Origin of the sequence: Streptomyces sp. NBC_01268, assembly GCF_036240795.1 — a bacterium.
Taxonomy (GTDB): Bacteria; Actinomycetota; Actinomycetes; order Streptomycetales; family Streptomycetaceae; genus Streptomyces.
Genome location: NZ_CP108454.1, coordinates 4730814 through 4751343 on the forward strand (window position 1 = coordinate 4730814; position 20530 = coordinate 4751343).

A 20530-nucleotide genomic window follows, 5' to 3' on the forward strand; every position below is an offset into this window, starting at 1 on the left:
CCGTACACCCCCGCGGACGCACATCATGAGTTACACCTCGCAGCTCCCCATCGTCGACCTCGCCGCCGCCGACCGAGGCCCCCAGGCCCGTCGGCTGCTCCACGCGCAGCTCCACTCCGCCGCCCATGACGTGGGTTTCTTCCAGCTCGTCGGGCACGGCGTGACCGAGGCCGAGACGCGGGCGCTGACCGGCGCCATGCGGGCCTTCTTCGCGTTGCCGGAGGCGGACCGGCTCGCCCTGGACACCACCAACTCGCCGCACTTCCGCGGCTACACCCGGATCGGCGACGAGCGCACCGGCGGCGCCCGCGACTGGCGCGACCAGCTGGACATCGGGGCCGAGCGGCCCGCGCACGTGCCGGGCCCGCACGAGCCCGCGTACTGGTGGCTGCAGGGCCCCAACCAGTGGCCGGCCGCCCTGCCGGAACTGCGGCTCGCGGCGCTGAACTGGGTCGAGCGGCTCAGCGGCGTCGCCGAGCGGCTGCTGCACGAGCTGCTGCTGTCGATCGGCGCCGCGCCCGACTTCTACGACGACGCGTTCGGCCCGCGCGCCCACCCGCACCTGAAGCTGGTGCGCTACCCGGGCAGCAGCGGCGAGGGCGACGACCAGGGCGTCGGCGCGCACAAGGACTACGGCTTCCTGACGCTGCTCCTGCAGGACCAGGTGGGCGGGCTCCAGGTGGAGCGGGAGGACGGGCTCTTCCACGACGTGCCGCCGCTGCCGGGCGCCTTCGTGGTCAACCTCGGCGAGCTCCTGGAGGTGGCGACGGACGGCTACCTGGTCGCCACCAACCACCGGGTGGTCTCGCCCCCCGGGGCGACGGAGCGCTTCTCCGTCCCGTTCTTCTACAACCCGCGGCTCGACGCCCGGATCGTCCCGCTCCGGTTCCCGTACGCCGCGGCGGCGCCCGGGATCACGACCGACCCGGCGAACCCGCTGTTCGCCGAGTACGGCCGTAACGAGCTGAAGGGCAAGCTGCGCGCCCATCCGCTGGCGGCGGCCCGCCACCACGCGGACCTGCTGCTGGCCCAGGATCAGCCGGCGATGTCCTCGTAACCCTCGATCTCGCGCGGGTCCCGCTGCCCGGGGCCCTTGTAGAGCGCGGACGGACGGACCAGCCGGCCGGTGCGCTTCTGCTCCAGGATGTGCGCCGACCAGCCGGCCGTGCGGGCACAGGTGAACATCGAGGTGAACATGTGCGCCGGCACCTCGGCGAAGTCGAGGACGATGGCCGCCCAGAACTCGACGTTGGTGGCGAGGACGCGGTCGGGGCGCCGGTTGTGCAGCTCCTCCAGGGCGGCCTTCTCCAGGGCCTCGGCGACCTCGAAGCGCGGCGCGGCGAGCTCCTTGGCCGTGCGGCGCAGGACGCGGGCGCGCGGGTCCTCGGCGCGGTAGACGCGGTGGCCGAAGCCCATGAGCCGCTCGCCCTTGTCGAGGGCCTGCTTCACGTAGGCGGTGGCGTCGCCGGTGCGCTCGATCTCCTCGATCATGCCGAGCACGCGGGAGGGCGCGCCGCCGTGCAGCGGGCCGGACATGGCGCCGACCGCACCCGACAGGGCCGCGGCCACGTCGGCGCCGGTGGAGGCGATGACGCGGGCGGTGAAGGTGGAGGCGTTCATGCCGTGCTCGGCGGCGGAGGTCCAGTAGGCGTCGACGGCCTTGACGTGCTTCGGGTCGGGCTCGCCCCGCCAGCGGACCATGAACCGCTCGACGACGGTCTCGGCCTTGTCGATCTCGCTCTGCGGGACCATCGGCAGCCCCTGGCCGCGGGCCGACTGGGCCACGTACGACAGGGCCATGACGGCGGCGCGGGCGAGGTCGTCGCGGGCCTGCTCGGCGGAGATGTCCAGAAGCGGTTTCAGGCCCCAGACCGGCGCGAGCATCGCGAGGGCGGACTGCACGTCGACGCGGATGTCGCCGGAGTGCACCGGGATGGGGAAGGGCTCGGCGGCCGGCAGGCCGGGGTTGAAGGCCCCGTCGACCAGCAGGCCCCAGACGTTGCCGAAGGAGACGTGACCGACCAGGTCCTCGATGTCGACCCCGCGATACCGGAGGGCGCCGCCCTCCTTGTCGGGCTCGGCGATCTCGGTCTCGAACGCGACGACTCCTTCGAGCCCCGGTACGAAGTCAGACATGAGGTGGCTCCTCTATAGCGATGTGTGCGGTGCATGCGCTGTGCGGCGACGCATGCGATGCCTGATCGATGATCAATCATTAGGTCGGGCCGGTTGGCGGGACGTAACAGTGATCCAGCGCACGAGTCTGTACGGTTCCGATGATGCGGGGAAGCGTGACATCCGGCACACTGCGCCGAACCGGCGATGAAGGATTAGCGGCCCGTGGTGCCGGGCAGACTCGGGCGCTACGGCAGGATGGCCCCGTGACCGAAGCTCTCGATCCCGCCGACATGCGCGAGCAGTACCGCACCATGGAGTTGACCGTGGCGGACCTCGCACCCGAACCGATCGAACAGTTCTCGCGCTGGTTCAAGGAGACCGCCGCGACGCCGGCGATCCACGAGCCGAACGCGATGGTCGTCTCCACCGCCACCCCCGACGGCCGCCCGTCCTCGCGCACCGTGCTGCTCAAGCACTACGACGGGGCGGGTTTCGTGTTCTTCACCAACTACGGTTCCCGCAAGGGCCGCGAGCTGGCCGACAACCCGTACGTCTCGCTGCTCTTCCCCTGGCATCCGATGGCCCGCCAGGTCATCGTCACCGGCCGCGCGGTGCGCACCGGGCGCGACGAGACGGTGGCGTACTTCCGCACCCGCCCGCACGGCTCGCAGCTGGGCGCGTGGGCGAGTCACCAGTCGTCGGTGATCGGTTCGCGCGCCGAACTGCTCGCCCGGTACGAGGAGCTGGCCGCCCGCTACCCGGAGGACGAGCAGGTGCCGGTGCCGCCGGAGTGGGGCGGCCTGCGGGTGGTGCCGGAGACGGTGGAGTTCTGGCAGGGCCACGAGAACCGGCTGCACGACCGCCTGCGGTACGTGCGCGAGGACGCCGGGGACGATGCGGCCTGGCGGGTGGAGCGCCTCTCGCCCTGAAAACACAGACGACCCGTGGGCCTGGGTCCCGTCCGCTGCAGTTCGGACGGAAGCCGGCCGGACTTACCGGCGGCCCACGGGTCGGGTGACTGCGTTGTCGTCGGCAGAAGGCCTGCCGCGGTGCACAAGAGTGCGACGGCAGGCCTTAGCCCGCAGTCACCTCACGAGTCCGAAAAGAAACCATGTTTTCGGATCACCTCCTTTCACGTGTGGCTTCACCCTAGGAAGCCCCGCGCCCCCGCTCAACCTATTTTCGGGAACGGGCTGTGTCCTGGGTCACGTTTCCAGTTGAATGAGGCGGGGGGTGTCGAATGAGTGCTTCGACGGGTTCTGCCAGCGACACGGCGCGGGTTCCGGGGGTGCCGGGGGCGGACCTGCTGGCCGCCCTGCTCGACGGGATGGACGCGGCCTTGTGCGCGCTGGACTCCGACGGGACCGTCACCCACTGGAACCGCGAGGCCGAGCGGATCCTCGGCTGGTCGGCCGGGGAGGCCGTCGGACGGCGCGGCTTCGACGGCTGGGCGGCCCGCAGCGCCGACGCCGGGGAGACCCTGGCCCGGCTGATGCGGGCGATGACCGCGCCCGGCCGCCAGGTCCACGAGTTCGCGCTGCTGCGCAAGGACGGCGGGCGGGTCCTGGTCCGCACCCAGACGGCGGGCGTGCGCGCGGCCGACGGCGCCCCGGCCGGGGTGTACTGCGCCTTCAGCGAGGTGCACGTCCAGGTCGACCTGGAGCGGTCGATCGCCCTGAGCGAGGCCCTCTTCGAGGACGCGTCCTGGGGCGTCGTGCTGGTCGACGTGGACCTGCGCCCGGCGGTCGTCAACGCCTACGCGGCCCGCGCGCTCGGCACCGCCCGCACCACGCTGCTCGGGCGCCCGCTGGGCGAGATCGTCACCCAGGGCGTCGAACAGCTGGAGTCCGCCCTCCAGCACGTCCTCGCCGCGGGCGCGCCGCCCGAGCCGACCGACCTGTGGGTGACGCTGCGCGGCCCGCGCGGCGAGCGCCGCCGCTGCTGGCGCTCCGGCTTCGTCCGGCTCGCCTCACCGCTCGCCGAGGAGCCGGAGCCGGTCCCGCTGGGCGTCGGCTGGCTCTTCCAGGACGTCACCGACGCCCGTCTCGCCGAGCAGGGCGCGGACCGGCTGCGCTTCCGCTGGAGCCAGCTGCACCGCGCGGGCGCGGCGGCGGCGGAGTGCGAGGACCCGGCGGAGGCCGCCGCGGTCCTGCTGGACTTCGCCCTGGCCGGCTTCGCCGACCACGTCCTGGTCGACCGCACCCTCCCCGACGGGCGCCTGGTCCGCACCCTGGCCACCCCGGCGGGCACCCCCGGCCCGGTCACCCCGACGGCGAGCGGCGGCATCCCGCTGCCCTACGCCGCGTCCCACCCCGCCGTCCTGTCCTTCGCCCGCCCGGGCTGCACCCGTGCGAGCGCGGCCCCCGACGCACCGGACTGGTCCACCGACCGCCTCTGGCCCCCGGGCATGACCCACGCCCTCTGCGTCCCCCTCCGCGCCCGCGCCCGCACCCTGGGCGTCGCCACCTTCCTCCGCTCCCCGTCCCGCCCGGCCTTCGAGCGGGACGACGCGGTGTACGCGGAGACGGTCGCGGGGCGGGTGGCGGCGGCGCTGGACGCGAGCGAGCGCTTACGGCAGCCGACGGGACCCGAGGGGAACTGACGGGCTGTGGACAAGCCGGAGTGGCTGTCGGTCGCCTGTGCGATCATCGCGCCGAATACGCGAAGTCACCGCTCCGGGGGGAACGGAACATGTCTCAACCCTTGCGTGCGGCCGGGAGAACCACGCCGTACGCCGCTCTGTTCGCCACCCTGTCCGTACTGTTGTCCTTGCTGCTGCCCACCGGCGCCGCCTGGGCCGCGGAGGCGCCCTCGCCCCCGCCGTCCACGCCGAAGGCGACGTCCGAGGCGTCCCGGACGCCTCGGACGAGCGCGCCCGAGGCGCCTGAGGCACCGGCCGCCGAGGACTGCTCGCCGCTGGCGCTCGCCCGGTTCGGCGGCCCGGGCGCGGCCGTCGGCAAGGCCTCGCTCGCCGGAAACGGCACGGCCTGCTTCACCTTCACCGCCGAGCGGTCCGGAATGCACCGGGTGCTGCTGGCCGGCCGCTACGGGACCCGCGCCGCCGTCTTCGACGGCGAGACGGAGCTCGACTGCTACGACTCCGACTGGGGCCCCGGCTGGTGTGCCCTGCCCCGCTCCGGCGCGTTCACCCTGCGCCTGGACAACGGCTCGGTCGACCCCGACGAGGCGTCGGTGACGGTCACGCCCCTCGCCTCCGACGACGGCTGTCTGCCCGAGACCGGCACTTCCTGGGACCAGGAGCCCCTCACGGGGTCCCTCGTCAGTCCGCTGGGTCTCGTCTGCCGGCCCTTCGCGGCCAAGCCGGGCGAGCGCATCACGCACACGTTCGACATGGTCGTCTACGGCGACGAGCGGGGCTGGATCACGGACGAGACCGGTGGCCCCGTCTGCGACCTGCGCGCGCCGGGCGAAGGCTGCGTCCTGCCCGGTGACGGCCCCTACCGGGTCATCGGAGAGGCGTCCGGCAATCCTTTCGAGGCCTTCCCCGTCGACTACCGCCTGAAGATCCGTCGCCTCTCGGACCCCGAGGGCTGTGCGACCGTGCCGGTGAACGCCTACGGCTCGGCCCCGACGATCGCGTCCCCGGCGACCGGCTGCAAGACCTTCACCGTGCCCGTGACGGGCGACTACGACGTGTACGGCGTCGCGCAGCCCGAGGGCCAGCGTTCCCGCCTCAGGCTCTACGACCGCGCCGGCACGACCGTCTGCGAGCCCTGGAGCGCCTGCCGGCTCACCTCCGGCGTCCTGTACACGGCGACGACCGACGACGCGACCCTGATCCTCCGGCCGGCGGCCGCCGACGGCTGCGAGACCGTCTCCCTGGGCGCTCTGGAGGGCCGCTTCACCGCGCCCGGTGAGATCGACTGCCTGACGCTGCCCCTGCCCGAGAACGCCCACCTGGCGATCCTCAAGCCGAGCGGCGGCCCCGAGCCCCGCCCGGACCTCACCGTCGTGAGGGCGGACGGCGGCTACGTCTGCGGAGAGGAGACCCTGATCCAGGGCACCTGTGTCCTGACCGGCCAGGGTCCGTTCCGCGCGGTGGTCTCCACCGACGACACCCAGCCGCCGACCGGTGCCTACCGGCTGGTGCTGTACCGAACGGACGCCGCCCACGCCTGCCCGGTCTTCCCCGCGGGCGACTTCACGGCGACGAGCGCCGCCGCCCGGCTCACCACGGGTGACGGGGTCTTCTCCGGCTGTCTGTCCATCCCGGCCGACGCGCACTCCACCTCCGAGAACATGCAGATCAGCTCGGGGGCCGGGGCGGCCGCCGCCCAGTACTCGGTCCTGGACACCACGGGCAGGCAGGTCTGTCAGGGCCGGTCCGACTACGGCAGCTTCACCACCTGTGCCCTGACGCCGGGTCTCGCCCACACCGTGCTCCTCGCGGGCAGCGACACCGCTTCGGCGTACACGCTCGTCCGCCGGGACGTGACCGCTACCGCGAAGGGCTGCGCGGTGACTCCGGCGACAGCGGTCGGCGGCCCGTCCTCGGGCGGCGCGCTCGCCGCCCCGGGTGCGCTGCTCTGCCGCCAGGTGACGACCGGTGACGCCGGGGACGTGCTGCACCTCGACGTCCGCGACCCGCTGGGCACGGCGAACGTCCTGGCCTACGACGCGAGCGGCAGCGGCGTTCCCACTTGCGGCTACCGCAACAAGGCGTGCGCGGTCACCGGCTCGACCCGTTACCAGGTCGTGCTGACCGTGCCGGCGCACCTGAAGGCCGCCGCCGCGTACCGCTTCGACGCGCTGCGCATCGGCACGCCGGAGGGCCCCGCTCCGGAGTGCACCCGCGCCCCGGACATCACCTACGGGTACGGGCCGATCGAGGGCGTGCTCGACGAGCAGCACACGGCGGCCTGCCTGTCGCTGCCCACCGCCGCCCGCGACCGCTTCGACCTGAAGGTCGCCGACACCGCCGGCCGTACGGAGACGGGGGTGCCCGCGCTGTACGACGCGAGCGGTGACAACGGGTGCTTCGGCGTGGGGGCGTCGGCGTACCAGTGCTACCTCACGGAGGGTTCGGGCTCCAACGCCTCGCCCAGCACCTTCGTCCTCGGCCTGCCGGAGAAGGCGGCCAGGACGGACTACAGCACCCGGCTCGACTGCTGGTCGCTCCATTGCGGCACCGCGCAGATCACCATCGGAGACGTCTCCCCGACCTCCGCCCAGGGCGGGAAGGTCGTCACGCTCACCGTGACCGGCACAGCCCTCGGCATGCGGGACTACGTCCGGCTGACCGACGGCTCGAAGACCCTCACGGCCACCACGGTGTCCGTGTCCCCGGACGCCCGGACCCTGACGGCGACGCTGGACCTGCGGAGCGTCGGCGAGAGCAGCTGGAACGTCAGCGTGATCGCTTGGGCCGGCTGGGCTTACCAGCGCGGCACGTTCACGGTCACCAAGCCCGCCCCGTCCGCGCTCGGCACCTACAAGCCGCTCACCCCCACGCGCCTGATGGACACCCGCACCGGCGTCGGCGTCCGCAAGGGCAAGGTCGGCCCGGACGGCACCGTCACCCTGCAGGTCGCGGGCAACGGCGGAGTCCCGGCCACCGGGGTCGGCGCCGTCGTGCTCAACGTGACGGCGACCGGGCCGACGGCGGCGGGCTTCGTGTCGGTGTTCCCGGACGGCACGCAGCGCACGTCGGCATCGAACCTGAACTTCAAGGCCGGGCAGACGATCCCCAACCTGGTGATCGTGCCGGTCGTGAACGGCAAGGTGAGCTTCTACAACCGCGCGGGCTCCGTCGACCTACTGGCCGACGTGGCCGGCTACTACGTGACGGACGGCTCGGGAGCCACGTACCGGCCCGTGACGCCGACCCGGCTGATGGACACCCGGACCGGTCTCGGCGTGCCCAAGGCCAAGGTCGGGGCGGCGGGGACGGTCACCCTGCAGGTGACGGGGAAGGCGGGCGTCCCGTCCTCCGGCGTCACCGCCGTCGTGCTCAACGTGACGGCGACCGGGCCGACGGCGGCGGGCTTCGTGTCGGTGTTCCCGGACGGCACGCAGCGCACGTCGGCATCGAACCTGAACTTCACCGCCGGGACGACCATCCCCAACCTGGTCGTCGTGCCGGTCGTGAACGGCAAGGTGAGCTTCTACAACCACTCCGGATCCGTGGACCTGCTCGCCGACGTGTCCGGCTACTTCACCACCGACGGGACGGGGTCGGCGTACAAGCCGATCGCGCCGACCCGGCTGATGGACACCCGTTCCGGTCTCGGCGTGCCCAAGGCGAAGGTCGGCCCGGACGGGACCGTCACGCTCGCCGTGGCCGGGACCGCGGGCATCCCGGCCACCGGCGTCACGGCCGTGGTGCTCAACGTGACGGCGGTCGCGCCGACGGCGGCGGGTTTCGTGTCGGTGTTCCCGGACGGGACGGTCCGGACCTCCGCCTCGAACCTGAACTTCACCGCCGGGACGACCATCCCCAACCTGGTCGTCGTGCCCGTGGTGAACGGGAAGGTGGGTTTCTACAACAAGGCGGGGTCCGTGGACCTGCTGGCGGATGTCGCCGGGTACTACGTCTCGTAGGAGGCCCGTGCGACCTGACGGACAGCACGGGGGCGGTGGCGAGGATTCGCCACCGCCCCCGTGCGGGTTTCCGGCCTCAGTGGCGGAAGAAGATGCGGTCCCCGTACTCCGTCATCACGCGCCCGTTCCACTCGTGCCCGCCGTCCACGTTGCCCGAGCGGAGCAGCGGCGGCTCGATGCCGAGGCGGACCAGTTCCTCGGCGGCGGCGGCCATCGTGGCCTGCATGAGGGCGCTGGTGACGACGGTGGAGGCGGGGGCGAAGGGGGCCTCGATGCCCTCGTGGGTGAGTTCGGCGTCGCCGATGGCGATCTTCGAGTCGAGGACGACGTCGCAGTGGTCCTTCAGGTACGTCCCCGAGACGTGCCGCGACTTGGTCTCCGTCGCGTACGCGACCGAGGTGACCCCGATCACGGTGAGGCCGAGCGCGCGGGCGTTCATCGCCATCTCGACCGGCAGGGCGTTGCGCCCGGACAGGGAGATGATGATCAGGACGTCGCCGGCCCGCGCGGGGGAGGAGTCCAGGACGGCGCCGGCCAGGCCGTCGACGCGTTCGAGCGCGGAGCCCAGGGTCGCGGGCATGACGTCGACGCCGACGACGCCCGGCACGGCCAGCAGGTTCATCAGGGCGAGGCCGCCCGCGCGGTAGACGACGTCCTGCGCGGCGAGCGAGGAGTGGCCCGCGCCGAAGGCGAAGAGCCGGTTGCCCGCGGCCACCGCCCCGGCGATGGCGGTCCCGGCCGCGGAGATGGCGTCCGCCTCTTCGTCCCGCACCTTCTGGAGCAGGCCGATCGCGGCGTCGAAGAACTGTCCGGCCAGCTTGCTCTCGCCCATGGCGGCGGCTCCTTCTCGTCGTGGTCGCCGATCACGGTGCGGTCTGGACCATTGCTCTGTCAATACCGCCTCGCCCGTGCGCGCCCCGGTTGTCCGCGCGATGCGTCAGAATTGGTGCAGGGCCAGCGCACGACTCATTGAGGGGCACGTATGTCCGGACTGATCGACACCACGGAGATGTATCTCCGCACCATCCTTGAGCTCGAAGAGGAAGGTGTGGTCCCCATGCGCGCCCGGATCGCCGAGCGGCTGGACCAGAGCGGTCCGACCGTGAGCCAGACGGTGGCCCGCATGGAGCGTGACGGCCTGGTGGCCGTCGCCAGCGACCGGCACCTGGAGCTCACGGACGAGGGCCGCCGCCTGGCCACCCGCGTGATGCGCAAGCACCGGCTCGCCGAGTGTCTGCTCGTCGACGTGATCGGCCTGGAGTGGGAGCAGGTCCACGCGGAGGCGTGCCGCTGGGAGCACGTGATGAGCGAAGCCGTGGAGCGCCGGGTCCTGGAGCTGCTGCGCCACCCGACGGAGTCGCCGTACGGCAACCCGATCCCGGGCCTGGAGGAGCTGGGCGAGAAGGCCGAGGCGGAGTCCTTCCTGGACGACTCGATGGTCTCGCTGGCCGACCTGGAGGCCGGCGGCGAGGGCAAGACGGTGATCGTCCGCCGGATCGGCGAGCCCATCCAGACGGACGCCCAGCTGATGTACACGCTGCGCCGTGCGGGCGTGCAGCCGGGTTCGGTGGTCTCCGTGACCGAGTCCCCCGGCGGCGTCCTGGTGGGCAGCAGCGGCGAGGCGGCCGAGCTCGACGCCGAGGTCGCCGCGCACGTCTTCGTCGCCAAGCGCTGACGGTCGGGTTCCGCCCCTCCGGGTCCCGTCCGTTCTCGCACCCCTCGTCCCTTCCGCATCCCCTCCCGTCCCGTGCGGGGCCCGGTTTACGGCGGAATCGCCACGCCCGCGCCCCCGCCCGTGCCACGCTGGGGGGATGAGGGTCGTCCTCCATGCGTATCGCGCCACCGCGACAGAAAGCCCCGGCGCCCTGAGGCGCCGGGGCCTGTCCTCCCCTGTGCTGACCCGGAGCCCCGAGCTCCCAGGGTCATTCCCCACGGACCGATTTCCCCGAGCGGTCCGCCTCCCGCTGAAGATCTCCCCTCGGCCGCGTCCGTCAATCCTTGAGCGCCGTCACTCGAACGAGGGGTGTTGAGCGGCAGGAGCTCATTTTCGAATACAGGTTCGATAGTCTGGCGCAGTTCCAAGGGAAAGAGGGGGTGCCGAGCAGCATGGTGCGACGACTCGACGTCACCGGGGCCGACGGCGTACGGCTGGCGGCCTGGGACTTCACGGAGGAGACCGCCCCGGGGGCGGCCGACGGCTCCGGCGTCTTACTCCTGCACGGGCTCATGGGCCACGCCGCCCACTGGACCCACGCCGCCCGCCGGCTGGGCCGGCGCCACCGCACGGTCGCCCTCGACCAGCGCGGCCACGGGCACAGCGAGAAGCCCGCCGCGGGCCCGTTCACGCGCGAGGCGTACGTCGCGGACGCGGCGGCCGTCGTCGAGCGGCTCGGCCTCGGCCCCGTCACCCTCGTCGGGCACTCCATGGGCGCCCTCACCGCCTGGCAGCTCGCCGCCGAGCGCCCCGACCTCGTCCGCGCCCTCGTCATCTGCGACATGCGCGCCTCCGCCCTCGGCGCGGCCTCCCAGCGCGAGTGGCAGGACTGGTTCCGCCGCTGGCCCGTCCCCTTCGCCTCGCTGGACGCCGTCCGGCAGTGGTTCGGCGACGCGGACCCCTGGGTCGAGCGCCCGCACCCGGCCAGGGGCGAGTTCTTCGCCGAGGTGATGGCCGAGCGGCCCGACGGCTGGCGCCCCGTCTTCGACCCCGCCCAGATGCTCACCTCCCGCGAGACCTGGGTCCACGACGCGCACTGGGAGTCCCTCGCCCAGGTCCGCTGCCCCACCCTCGTCGTCCGCGGTCTCGACGGTGAGCTGGGCCGGGCCGAGGCGCAGGAGATGGTCCGGGTCCTGCCCCGAGGGGCGTACGCGGAGATCCCCGACGCCGGGCACCTCCTCCACTACGAGCACGCCGACGCCTGGTGGGAGACCGTCGAACCCTTCCTGGAGGGCGTCCTGACGCCCCGGCGGACACCGGCGCCGGGTCTATAAGATCACCGGCGGGCGCCCATCAGGGCGCCCGCCGCATCAGCGATGCCGGCGACGGAAGTGACGGTCAGCGACGTCGGTGCAGCCGGTGCCGCCGACCGGCGTCGGCGACGTCAGACCCGGAGGTTCCCTTGCAGCTCGCCCGCCGTACGGTCCTGCTCGCGGCCGGTGCCGCGTCCGCCGCCCTCGCCGTCGCCGCCCCCGGCGCCGCCGCGGCCGCCGGACCCCTGCCCCCGGCCGGGCCGCACACCGGCGACAACCCGGTCGTGCGGGAGAACCTGGCGGAGGGCTCCGACCAGTGGGGCATCGGCTGCGGCGAGACCTGCGGGGTCGACGCGAAGAACCCCCGGATCCAGGGGTACGCGTCCGCCGCCTCCGTCGAGCCGGGCCAGGACCTCGCCCTGCGCGTGTCGGCGCGCGGCGACCGCACCTGCACGGTCGAGATCTACCGCCTCGGCCACTACGGCGGCGACCGCGCCCGCCACCTGCTCACCGCCGCCGACGTCCCGGCCGACGGCCGGACCTGGAAGACGCGGGTCCCCGCGAGTTGGATCTCCGGCCTCTTCCTCGCCGTCCTCACCACGCCCGACGGGCACCGCGCCTACGCGCCCTTCGTGGTCCGCGAACCCGCCCGCCGCTCCGACGTCCTGGCCGTCGTCCCGCTGAGCTACGCCGGCCGGCGCCCGTACCCCGGGCTCGGCATGCCCGAGACCCTGGGGAGGGACGCGAGCACGGCCCGCTGGCTGGAGGAGGCGGGGTACGACGTCACGTACGCGACCGAGGAGGACGTCCGCCGGGGCAGGGTCCGCCCGGCCCGTTACGCGGCGGTCGTGCACCCCTCGGCCACCGCCCTGCCCCGTCCGCTCGCCCTCGCCGAGCCCGGCCACACGGACGAGCGGACCCGGCAGCAGGCCGCCGAACTCCTCGACGGCCTGCTCCGATAGGACCGTCAGGCCCCGGGACGGGCGTCAGCAGACCCAGAAGCTGACGTCCGCGCCCACCCAGCCCACCAGGTTCCGCTCGTCCCAGATGGTCACCTTGCCGTCCGCCGCCACCTCGAAGCGCACCGCCATGGTGTCGGCGGTGACGGCGCCGCCGGTCACCACGCCCAGCAGCCGCTGCGTACGGTTCGGCCGCACCCGCGGCGGCAGGGTGAACAGCACCTCGCCCTGGCCCCACGCGGTGTTGTCCGCCTTCGACAGCGAGAAGTGCAGGTGCACCTGGTCGCCGGCGATCCGGTACTGGGGCACGTAGTTGGCGCTGGTTGGGGTGTACGCGGGGGAGAGGCCCGGCACCTCGGTCCACGGGTTCGTCCCGGGGTGCGGGAAGCGGGCCACGTTCAACTGGCGCACGCCGTCCGGCTTCCCGGCTATGCCGAACGCCAGCGTGTCCTCGTACACGCAGATTCCCTCGGGCTCGCGGTTGGCGATGCCCGGGAAGGCGGTGATGCTCCGCGTCTGGAGCACGGTGCCGGAGGCCCAGTCCGTGCACGTCACCTGGAAGTTGTCGACGTTCTGGTCGCCGTACAGGTGGTAGACGTAGTCGCCGAGGCTCGTGAAGCCCTGGAGGGTCTTGCCCGATTCCCCGAACGTCATCGACCGGACCCGCTGGAACATGCCGGTGGCGGCGAGCCCCAGGTCGTAGGCGTCGATGCCGCCGGTCGCCGTCGGCGAGGACACGTTGTTCGACTGCCAGCGGAAGATCAGCTGGTGCCGGGTCGGGTCGATCGACGCGGAGACCCGGAACACGCCGGTACGCGGGGTCCGGACGACGGCCGCGTCGGACGCGTCGGCGGTGCCGTTCGGCACGTACGGGATGCGGGCGAGGGCGGTGGCCCAGCCGCCGTTCGGCACGGCGCCGGTCCACAGGTAGGTCCCGGTGGCGTTCTTCTCGACGCACAGCCCGGTCCCGTGCCCGGACCTGCCGAGGTACATCTTGTCGACGAGCGCCCCGTCGGCGCTGAGCCGGGTGACGGTGACCCGGTCCATGTCCTCCGGTGTGCCGTCGGGCTGGCAGACGTACCAGAGCTGGTCGACGGTCTCCCAGAACACCGACTGCGCGACGCTGACGGACGAGGCGAGGGTGGCGCCGACGAGCAGCGGGGGCGTGACGGCGGAAGCGAGCTTGATCAAGTGACGTCTCCTCGGAAGCGGCAGGAAGCCTTGAGCATCGCATGATCATCGCGTGGGCATGTCACAGCCGCCGGGGCCGTCTCGTCCAGGGGATGTAGGCACACACCGCCAAGGCCAAGGAGCCCGCCATGGAACCCCGCCTGAACCTCGCCGCCACCCTCGCCACCAGCAAGGCCATGAAGCACATCATGGCGGCCGGCCGCGCCGTCGCCGAGTCCTCCCTGCCGCTCGCCACCCGCGACCTGGTGATGATCCGCGTCAGCCAGGTCAACGGCTGTGCCTTCTGCGTCGACATGCACACCAAGGAGGCGACGGCGGCCGGCGAGACGTCCGTCCGCCTCCACCTGGTGGCCGCCTGGCGCGAGGCCACGGTCTTCACCGAAGCGGAGCGCGCCGCGCTGGACCTCGCCGAGCAGGGCACCCGCATCGCGGACGGCGCGGGCGGCGTGACGGACGCGGCCTGGGAGAACGCGGAGAAGCACTACGACGAGGAGCAGCTCATCGCCCTCGTCTCCCTGATCTCCTTCATGAACACCGTCAACCGCCTCAACGTCATCACCCAGCAGCCCGCCGGGACGTACGAGGTGGGGCAGCTGGCCGCCGCGCACTGAAGCGGGTGCGGAAGCGGACGTCACGGGGTCGGGCGCCGGGGCCGGCCGTGGCCGTCCGGCCCGATGCCCGGCCGGTGTCAGCTCCGGTCCGCCGCCGCCGGGCGGGGGTGGTCTTCCAGGTCGGCGATCATGTCGGCCAGCCAGGCGAGTTCGGCCTGTGAGGTCGCCCGGGCGATCAGCAGGATGCCGCTGCGGAACGGGTCGGTGATCTCCTCGGCGCCGAGCGGCCGGGTGTCGTCGTAGAAGAAGCTGGCGGGCTCGTCGAGGAAGGCGAGCCGGCGGCGGAGCACGGCGGCCTGCTCGGCCGGGTCGTCGAGGTGGCGCAGGAAGGCCAGCACCGTGAACCAGCGGTTCTCGTCGCTGATGTCCAGCTGCTCGGGCGTGCGGAGCCGTTCGAGCAGCGCCGCCCGCCCGGCCGGGGTGAGGTGCAGGGTGTGCCGGGGGGCGGCGGTCGATCCGGGCTCCGTCTCGCGGACGAGCAGGCTGTCGGTCTCCAGGCGCTTGATCGCCGGATAGAGGGTGCCGTCGCTGAGCGGGCGGATGTGGCCGGTCAGCGCGGCCAGGTGTCGGCGCAGTTCGTATCCGTGCATCGGCCGGTCCCTGAGGAACCCGAGAATCGCGAGCTTGAGCATGAGGCCATGCTGCCACCTCGCCGATCCGGCGAGGTATATCGATTCCGCTATACCTCGATGCCGAGGTAGCCTCGGGGAGTCATCCCGAGAGCAAGGAGTCGGCCATGCGCCATGCCCCCGTGACCCCCGACGGCGACCGGATCCGCTGGGTGGAGATCCCCGGCGCCGAGCCCGCCCGGCTCTACCTGCACGGACTCGGTGCCACCTCGCCGGTCTACTGGGCCGCCGCCGCAGCGCACCCCCTGTTGACCGGTCGCCGCTCCCTGCTCCTCGACCTGCTCGGCTTCGGCATCAGCGACCGCCCCACGGACTTCTCCTACACCCTGGAGGCGCACGCGGACGCCGTGGCGGCGGCGCTGGAGGCCGCCGACGTGACGGGCGCCGAGGTCATCGCGCACAGCCTGGGCGGGGCCGTGGCGATCCTGCTCGCCTCCCGGCACCCGCGGCTGGTCGCGAACCTGGTCCTCGTGGACTCCGTCCTGGACCCGGCCCCGCCGGTACCCGCTCCCGGCAGCAGCGGAATCACCGCCTACACGGAGGAGGAGTTCCTGGCCGACGGGTGGCAGCGGACCGAGGAGCGGGTCGGCCCGCTCTGGTGGTCCACGATGCGGCTCGCCGGTCGTGAGGCGCTGTACCGCACCACGGTCCACCGGGCCCGGGGGACCTCCCCGGCCCTGCGCGACCATCTGGCGGGCCTGTCCGTCCCGCGCACCTGCCTCCACCCGGCGGCCGACGGTGAACCGGCCGACGCGGCGGGACTGCGGGCCTCGGGCGTGACCGTCCGGGCGATCCCCGACTGCGGCCACAACATCATGTTCGACAACCCCGACGCGTTCGCGCGCGCGGTCGTCGACGCGTCGGCGACCTGACCGCCGCGCGCACGCCCCGCCGCCCGCCGCCCGGCCCCGCCGCCGCCCACGCCGGGCCGCCGCCGCCCACGCCGGGCCGCCGCCGCCCGGGCCGGGCGCGGCTGAAAACCGCACGGGCGAACCGGCCATTCCTCTGACATTTCGTTGACCGGCGGTCATGTGTTTGCAAAGGATTGCATGTCCATGCCAGCAACGGAGATCGAGGTATCACGTGTCCGGCATACGCCGCAGACGTTCGTACGCCCTGAGCATCGCCGCCGCAGCGACCCTCCTCTTGTTCCCGACCGCCGCGCAGGCCGTCGAGGCCCCCGAAGCGCCCTCCGCGCGGGCCGCCGCCCAGCCGGCCGCGGCAGCCCAGGCGGTGGAGCACAAGGTCCCGTCGACCGCCAAGGCGCGGGCGGCGGAGTACTGGACCCCCGAACGGATGGCGAAGGCCGTCCCGGCCGAGCGGGTGGAGCGCACCGGTGGACCCGGCGGCAGGCCCGCGCCCCAGCGGCCGACGGGCCCGGCGACGACCGGCTCCGACCCCGTCCTGGGGAACGCGGCCCGGGCCGAGGGCTTCCGGGCGACGGTCTCCGCGACCCAGGTCGTGGGCAAGGTCTTCTTCACCGGCTCGGACGGCAAGGACTACGTCTGCTCCGGCTCGGCGGTCAACAGCACCAACAAGAACATGGTGTTCACCGCCGGGCACTGCGTCCACGGCGGCCCCGGCCAGTCGTGGAACTCCAACTGGCAGTTCGTGCCGTACTACGACCACGGCAGCCGCCCCTATGGCACCTGGTGGGCCGAGACCCTCGTCGCCTTCAACGGCTGGACCAACGACGGGAACTTCGGTTACGACCTCGGCATCGTCATCACCTCGCCCAACTCCAGCGGTGAACTGGTCAACGCCGTGGGCGGCATGGGCCTCCAGTGGAACCAGTCCAAGGACCGCTTCGTGACGGCCATGGGCTACCCGCAGGCCCCGCCCTTCGACGGCCAGTGGCAGTACTTCTGCGCCGCGACCAGCTCCCAGCGCAGCTGGTGGACCACCGACCAGATCAAGATCCCGTGCAACATGACGGGTGGGTCGAGCGGCGGTCCCTGGATCTTCGGCAAGGACGACAACGTGTACTACAGCGGCTGGGTCAACGGCGTGAACAGCAACGTCGACAGCAAGGACAACCCGACGGAGATGCGCTCGCCGTACTTCGCCGGCTGGGTCGGCGACGCGTTCAACACGTACTCGTCGTACTGATGGCCAGGCCCGTCAGCGCCCCGCGCCACCTGCTCGTCGCCGCCGCGCTGCTGCTGTGCGCGCTCGCCGCGTGCGGGCCGAAGTCCGGCGCTCCGGGCGACGGCCGGAGCCACTCGGTGGATCCGAGCGGCAACCACGTCATCGAGAGCGGTGAGCCGGACATGCCCGTGGACCCCTGAGGGGTGAGACGGCGAAGAGGCCGGGCCCCAAGGGGTCCGGCCTCCTCTCGTACCGCCCGCGTCAGAACGCGAAGACCGTCCGCTCGGCCGTCTTGGCCCGCAGGTCGCACGTGTTGCCGTACCGGCTCGTCCAGTTGACCCGCTTGCCCTGCCAGACGCCGGAGCCGGTCACCACGATCGGGTCCCACTCCCGGGTGCAGGGGGTGCGGCCGGGGGAGGCGGCCGAGAGCCGGGACAGGTCGCCGCCCACCGCCGCCAGCTCCGAGCAGGCCTCCGCCGGAGCCGGGTGGGTGCCGCCGGGTGTGGGCGAACAGACGAGGGTGACCGCGCGGTCGACCGTGGCCGTGGCGGCGCGCTCGCCCTTGCCGACGGTGAGCACGAGCGCCGAGGGCGGGTAGAGCCCGGCGGGTGCGGCCTCGGCGTCGCTCGTGATCGCTGTGGCGACGAGGGCGAGGCCGGTGGTGGTGGCGAGCGCGGTGGCGCCCAGGGTCCGGAAGTAACGCACGGGGGTGTCCCTTCGCGTGTGAGTGCGGATACGGACGGGAGTCTTGTCGACGCGGAGGGTGATCGCACACCCGCTCGCCGCTTTCCGGCCGTACGTGCGAATCGCGGCCTACCGACCGGTAGTTCGGGCAGCTCGGAGCGGGTGTGCGGCGCTCGGGCGAGGTCCTTGACCGACCCGGTCGGGGTGGCGGTTCAACCGAGAACGACCGTCTGACCTGCGAGAGTCCGGAAAATGTTCCGAGTTGGAGCATTCTCGCCCGAGTTCGATCGACCGGAACCCTCCGTTCAGAGTCCCGCGACGTCCCGTGACGGCTCCCGGGATGTGATCCGGGCCACAACGTGTCACAGGATCGAGGGTCCTGGTGTCTTGATGCCGAACAACCAAGACGGAGGAGAGACACCATGAACGCGCACACCACCACCCCCACCCACGTGGTCGTCATCGGCGGCGGCTACGCCGGCGTCATGGCCGCCAACCGCCTCACCCAGCGCGACGACGTCACCGTCACGCTCGTCAACCCGCGCCCCGCCTTCGTGCACCGCATCCGCCTGCACCAGCTGGTGGGCGGCTCGGACAGCGCGGTCGTCGCCTACCGGGACGTGCTGGCCGAGCGCGTGAGCCTGGTGGTGGACTCCGCGACCCGGATCGACGCGGCCGGCCGCGGCGTGGACCTGGCGGGCGGCGGCACGCTCTCCTACGACTACCTCGTGTACGCGGTGGGCAGCGGCAGCGCCGACCCGGGCGTGCCCGGGGCTGCCGAGTTCGCGTACCCGATCGGCACCCTGGAGGAGGCGGAGCGACTGCGCCCCGCCCTCGACGCCGCTCCCGCGACCGCCCCCGTGACGGTCGTGGGCGCCGGTCCGACCGGCATCGAGACCGCCGCCGAACTCGCCGAGACCGGGCGTGCGGTGACCCTGGTCTGCGGCGGCGTCCTCGGCCCGTACCTCCACCCGCGGGGCCGCCGCTCGGTCGCCACGCGGCTGGCCCGGCTCGGCGTGACCGTGCTCGACGGCCCCGACACCAAGGTGACGGGCGTGCGCGCCGACAGCGTGCTGCTCGCCGACGGGCGCGAGCTGGAGAGCGCCGTGACGATCTGGACCGTGGGCTTCGGCGTGCCGGACCTCGCCGCGCGCAGCGGGTTCACCACCGACGCCCTGGGCCGCCTGCTCACGGACGAGACGCTGACGAGCGTGGACGACGAGCGCGTCATCGCGGCCGGGGACTCGGCGGCCCCCTCGGGCCTGCCGCTGCGGATGAGCTGCCAGGCCGCGATGCCGCTGGGCGCTCAGGCCGCCGACACGATCCTCAGCCGGATCACGGCCGAGCAGCCGGAGACGATCAACCGCCCCTTCGCCGCCCAGTGCATCAGCCTCGGCCGGGCCGACGGCATCTTCCAGTTCGCCAACCGGTCCGACGAGGCGGTGTGGTTCAAGGTCGACGGGCGCCTGGGCGCGAAGCTGAAGGAGACCGTGTGCACGGTCGTCCCCAAGCACCTGGCCGACGAGGCGCACAAGCCCGGTTCGTACGGCCTGCACCGCGGCAAGTCGGGCGGCGCCGCGCGCGCGAAGCAGCTCCAGGACGGGCGGGTCGAGGCGCCCGCGACCGCCGGCCGAAAGGGCTAGCGGATCATGTGGATCTGGGACCAGGATGTGATCATGAACGATCACGCGGCCGGGCCGGCCACCCCGGCCGACGAGGCCACCCCGGCCACCCCGGCCGACGAGGCCACCCCGGCCACCCCGGCCGACGAGGCCGCCCCGGCCGCTCCGGCCGCCCCGGCCGGCACCGGCGGTCCGGCCGACCTCGCGACCGACGCCTTCGTCGCCCACCGCAACCTGCTCTTCACCGTCGCCTACGAGATGCTCGGCTCGGCCGTCGACGCCGAGGACGTCCTCCAGGAGACGTGGCTGCGGTGGAGCAAGGTCGACCTCGACCGGGTCGACGACCAGCGCGCCTACCTGGTCCGCATCACCACCCGGCAGGCGCTCAACCGGCTGCGCTCCATGAAGCGCAGGCGGGAGGCGTACGTCGGGCAGTGGCTGCCCGAGCCGCTGCTCACCACGCCGGACGTGGCCGAGGACGTCGAGCTCGCCGAGAGCGTGTCGATGGCGCTGATGCTCGTCCTGGAGACGCTGTCGCCGACCGAGCGGGCCGTGTTCGTGCTGCGCGAGGTCTTCGAGGTCGACTACGACGAGATCGCCGCCGCCGTCGACAAGACCCCCGCGGCCGTCCGCCAGATCGCCCACCGGGCCCGCAAGCACGTCGACGCGCGCCGCCCCCGCAAGACGGTCACCCCGCGCGAGGCCCGCGCGGTCCTGGAGTCCTTCCAGCGGGCACTGGAGGAACGCGACCCGCAGCGGCTCCTCGACGTGCTCGCCCCGGACGTCGTCGTCCTGAGCGACGGTGGCGGCATCCGGCAGGCCGCCGTCCGCCCGATCGTCGGCGCGGACAAGTTCACCCGCCTCTACCTCGGCGGCTCCGCCAAGGCCGGGGTCACGGTCACCTGCGAGCCCGTCACGCTCAACGGCAACCCGGCGCTCCTCATCCTGGGGAACGGCGAGATCGACGGCATCATGGCGGCCCACGTCGAGGACGGGCACATCACCGGCCTCTACTACGTCCGCAACCCGCACAAGCTCACCCGCGTCGGCGCGGAGACCGCACTCACCCGCTGACGCCCGCCGCCGAGGGCACACGAAAG

18 protein-coding genes are annotated in these 20530 nt (G+C 73.0%); 13 read left to right on the forward strand and 5 right to left on the reverse strand.

The window, feature by feature from the left end; all coding sequences use genetic code 11:
- Positions 1 to 25 precede the first annotated feature (25 nt).
- On the forward strand, positions 26 to 1057 hold the full coding sequence (locus OG309_RS21195) for an isopenicillin N synthase family dioxygenase (RefSeq protein ID WP_329423023.1): 1032 nt from the start codon (positions 26 to 28) through the stop codon (positions 1055 to 1057).
- Here the strand turns inward: OG309_RS21195 and OG309_RS21200 are convergent.
- Complete coding sequence (locus OG309_RS21200) at positions 1036 to 2136, reverse strand: citrate synthase 2 (RefSeq protein WP_329423024.1); 1101 nt, start codon at positions 2134 to 2136, stop codon at positions 1036 to 1038. The genes OG309_RS21195 and OG309_RS21200 overlap by 22 nt on opposite strands.
- 272 nt (positions 2137 to 2408) lie before the next feature.
- Between OG309_RS21200 and pdxH the strand changes: the two genes are divergently transcribed.
- The 3 genes from pdxH to OG309_RS21215 all read left to right on the forward strand — a co-directional run bounded on the left by pdxH (position 2409) and on the right by OG309_RS21215 (position 8679).
- Complete coding sequence (gene pdxH / locus OG309_RS21205; protein WP_329428462.1) at positions 2409 to 3047, forward strand: pyridoxamine 5'-phosphate oxidase; 639 nt, start codon at positions 2409 to 2411, stop codon at positions 3045 to 3047.
- A 311-nt stretch (positions 3048 to 3358) separates the two neighbouring features.
- The gene (locus OG309_RS21210; RefSeq protein ID WP_329423025.1) at positions 3359 to 4720 is read left to right on the forward strand and encodes a PAS domain-containing protein; all 1362 of its coding nucleotides are present in this window, start codon (positions 3359 to 3361) and stop codon (positions 4718 to 4720) included.
- A gap of 89 nt (positions 4721 to 4809) precedes the next feature.
- Entirely contained in the window at positions 4810 to 8679 is a 3870-nt protein-coding gene (locus OG309_RS21215) for a hypothetical protein (RefSeq protein ID WP_329423026.1), read from the forward strand.
- 76 nt (positions 8680 to 8755) lie between these two features.
- On the opposite strand, the gene OG309_RS21220 is transcribed toward OG309_RS21215, so the two are convergent.
- Complete coding sequence (locus OG309_RS21220) at positions 8756 to 9511, reverse strand: SIS domain-containing protein (protein WP_329423027.1); 756 nt, start codon at positions 9509 to 9511, stop codon at positions 8756 to 8758.
- 150 nt (positions 9512 to 9661) lie between these two features.
- Between OG309_RS21220 and OG309_RS21225 the strand changes: the two genes are divergently transcribed.
- From OG309_RS21225 to OG309_RS21235, 3 genes are all read left to right on the forward strand, one after another.
- On the forward strand, positions 9662 to 10354 hold the full coding sequence (locus tag OG309_RS21225; protein ID WP_046906584.1) for a metal-dependent transcriptional regulator: 693 nt from the start codon (positions 9662 to 9664) through the stop codon (positions 10352 to 10354).
- Positions 10355 to 10785: 431 nt separating this feature from the next.
- Positions 10786 to 11667: an alpha/beta fold hydrolase gene (locus OG309_RS21230; RefSeq protein WP_329423028.1), complete on the forward strand. Its 882-nt coding sequence runs from the start codon at positions 10786 to 10788 to the stop codon at positions 11665 to 11667.
- Positions 11668 to 11795: 128 nt separating this feature from the next.
- Entirely contained in the window at positions 11796 to 12608 is an 813-nt protein-coding gene (locus OG309_RS21235) for a N,N-dimethylformamidase beta subunit family domain-containing protein (RefSeq protein ID WP_329423029.1), read from the forward strand.
- Between the two features lie 24 nt (positions 12609 to 12632).
- Here OG309_RS21235 and OG309_RS21240 read toward each other — a convergent pair whose 3' ends face one another.
- Complete coding sequence (locus OG309_RS21240; RefSeq protein ID WP_329423030.1) at positions 12633 to 13796, reverse strand: phage baseplate protein; 1164 nt, start codon at positions 13794 to 13796, stop codon at positions 12633 to 12635.
- Positions 13797 to 13924: 128 nt separating this feature from the next.
- Between OG309_RS21240 and OG309_RS21245 the strand changes: the two genes are divergently transcribed.
- Complete coding sequence (locus OG309_RS21245; protein WP_329423031.1) at positions 13925 to 14407, forward strand: carboxymuconolactone decarboxylase family protein; 483 nt, start codon at positions 13925 to 13927, stop codon at positions 14405 to 14407.
- A gap of 77 nt (positions 14408 to 14484) precedes the next feature.
- On the opposite strand, the gene OG309_RS21250 is transcribed toward OG309_RS21245, so the two are convergent.
- Entirely contained in the window at positions 14485 to 15039 is a 555-nt protein-coding gene (locus tag OG309_RS21250) for a PadR family transcriptional regulator (RefSeq protein WP_329423032.1), read from the reverse strand.
- A 104-nt stretch (positions 15040 to 15143) separates the two neighbouring features.
- Between OG309_RS21250 and OG309_RS21255 the strand changes: the two genes are divergently transcribed.
- The 3 genes from OG309_RS21255 to OG309_RS21265 all read left to right on the forward strand — a co-directional run bounded on the left by OG309_RS21255 (position 15144) and on the right by OG309_RS21265 (position 17324).
- Positions 15144 to 15908: an alpha/beta fold hydrolase gene (locus OG309_RS21255; RefSeq protein WP_329423033.1), complete on the forward strand. Its 765-nt coding sequence runs from the start codon at positions 15144 to 15146 to the stop codon at positions 15906 to 15908.
- A 211-nt stretch (positions 15909 to 16119) separates the two neighbouring features.
- Entirely contained in the window at positions 16120 to 17145 is a 1026-nt protein-coding gene (locus OG309_RS21260) for a trypsin-like serine peptidase (RefSeq protein WP_329423034.1), read from the forward strand.
- The gene (locus OG309_RS21265; protein WP_329423035.1) at positions 17145 to 17324 is read left to right on the forward strand and encodes a hypothetical protein; all 180 of its coding nucleotides are present in this window, start codon (positions 17145 to 17147) and stop codon (positions 17322 to 17324) included. The genes OG309_RS21260 and OG309_RS21265 overlap by 1 nt, the downstream gene beginning before the upstream one ends.
- Positions 17325 to 17385: 61 nt before the next feature.
- On the opposite strand, the gene OG309_RS21270 is transcribed toward OG309_RS21265, so the two are convergent.
- Positions 17386 to 17829, reverse strand: a complete 444-nt coding sequence (locus tag OG309_RS21270) for an SSI family serine proteinase inhibitor (RefSeq protein ID WP_402544457.1) — start codon at positions 17827 to 17829, stop codon at positions 17386 to 17388.
- 401 nt (positions 17830 to 18230) lie between these two features.
- Between OG309_RS21270 and OG309_RS21275 the strand changes: the two genes are divergently transcribed.
- Entirely contained in the window at positions 18231 to 19451 is a 1221-nt protein-coding gene (locus tag OG309_RS21275; RefSeq protein WP_329423036.1) for an NAD(P)/FAD-dependent oxidoreductase, read from the forward strand.
- 33 nt (positions 19452 to 19484) lie between these two features.
- A complete protein-coding gene (locus OG309_RS21280) occupies positions 19485 to 20504 on the forward strand; it encodes an RNA polymerase sigma-70 factor (RefSeq protein ID WP_329423037.1) in 1020 nt (339 codons plus the stop codon).
- Positions 20505 to 20530: the final 26 nt, after the last annotated feature.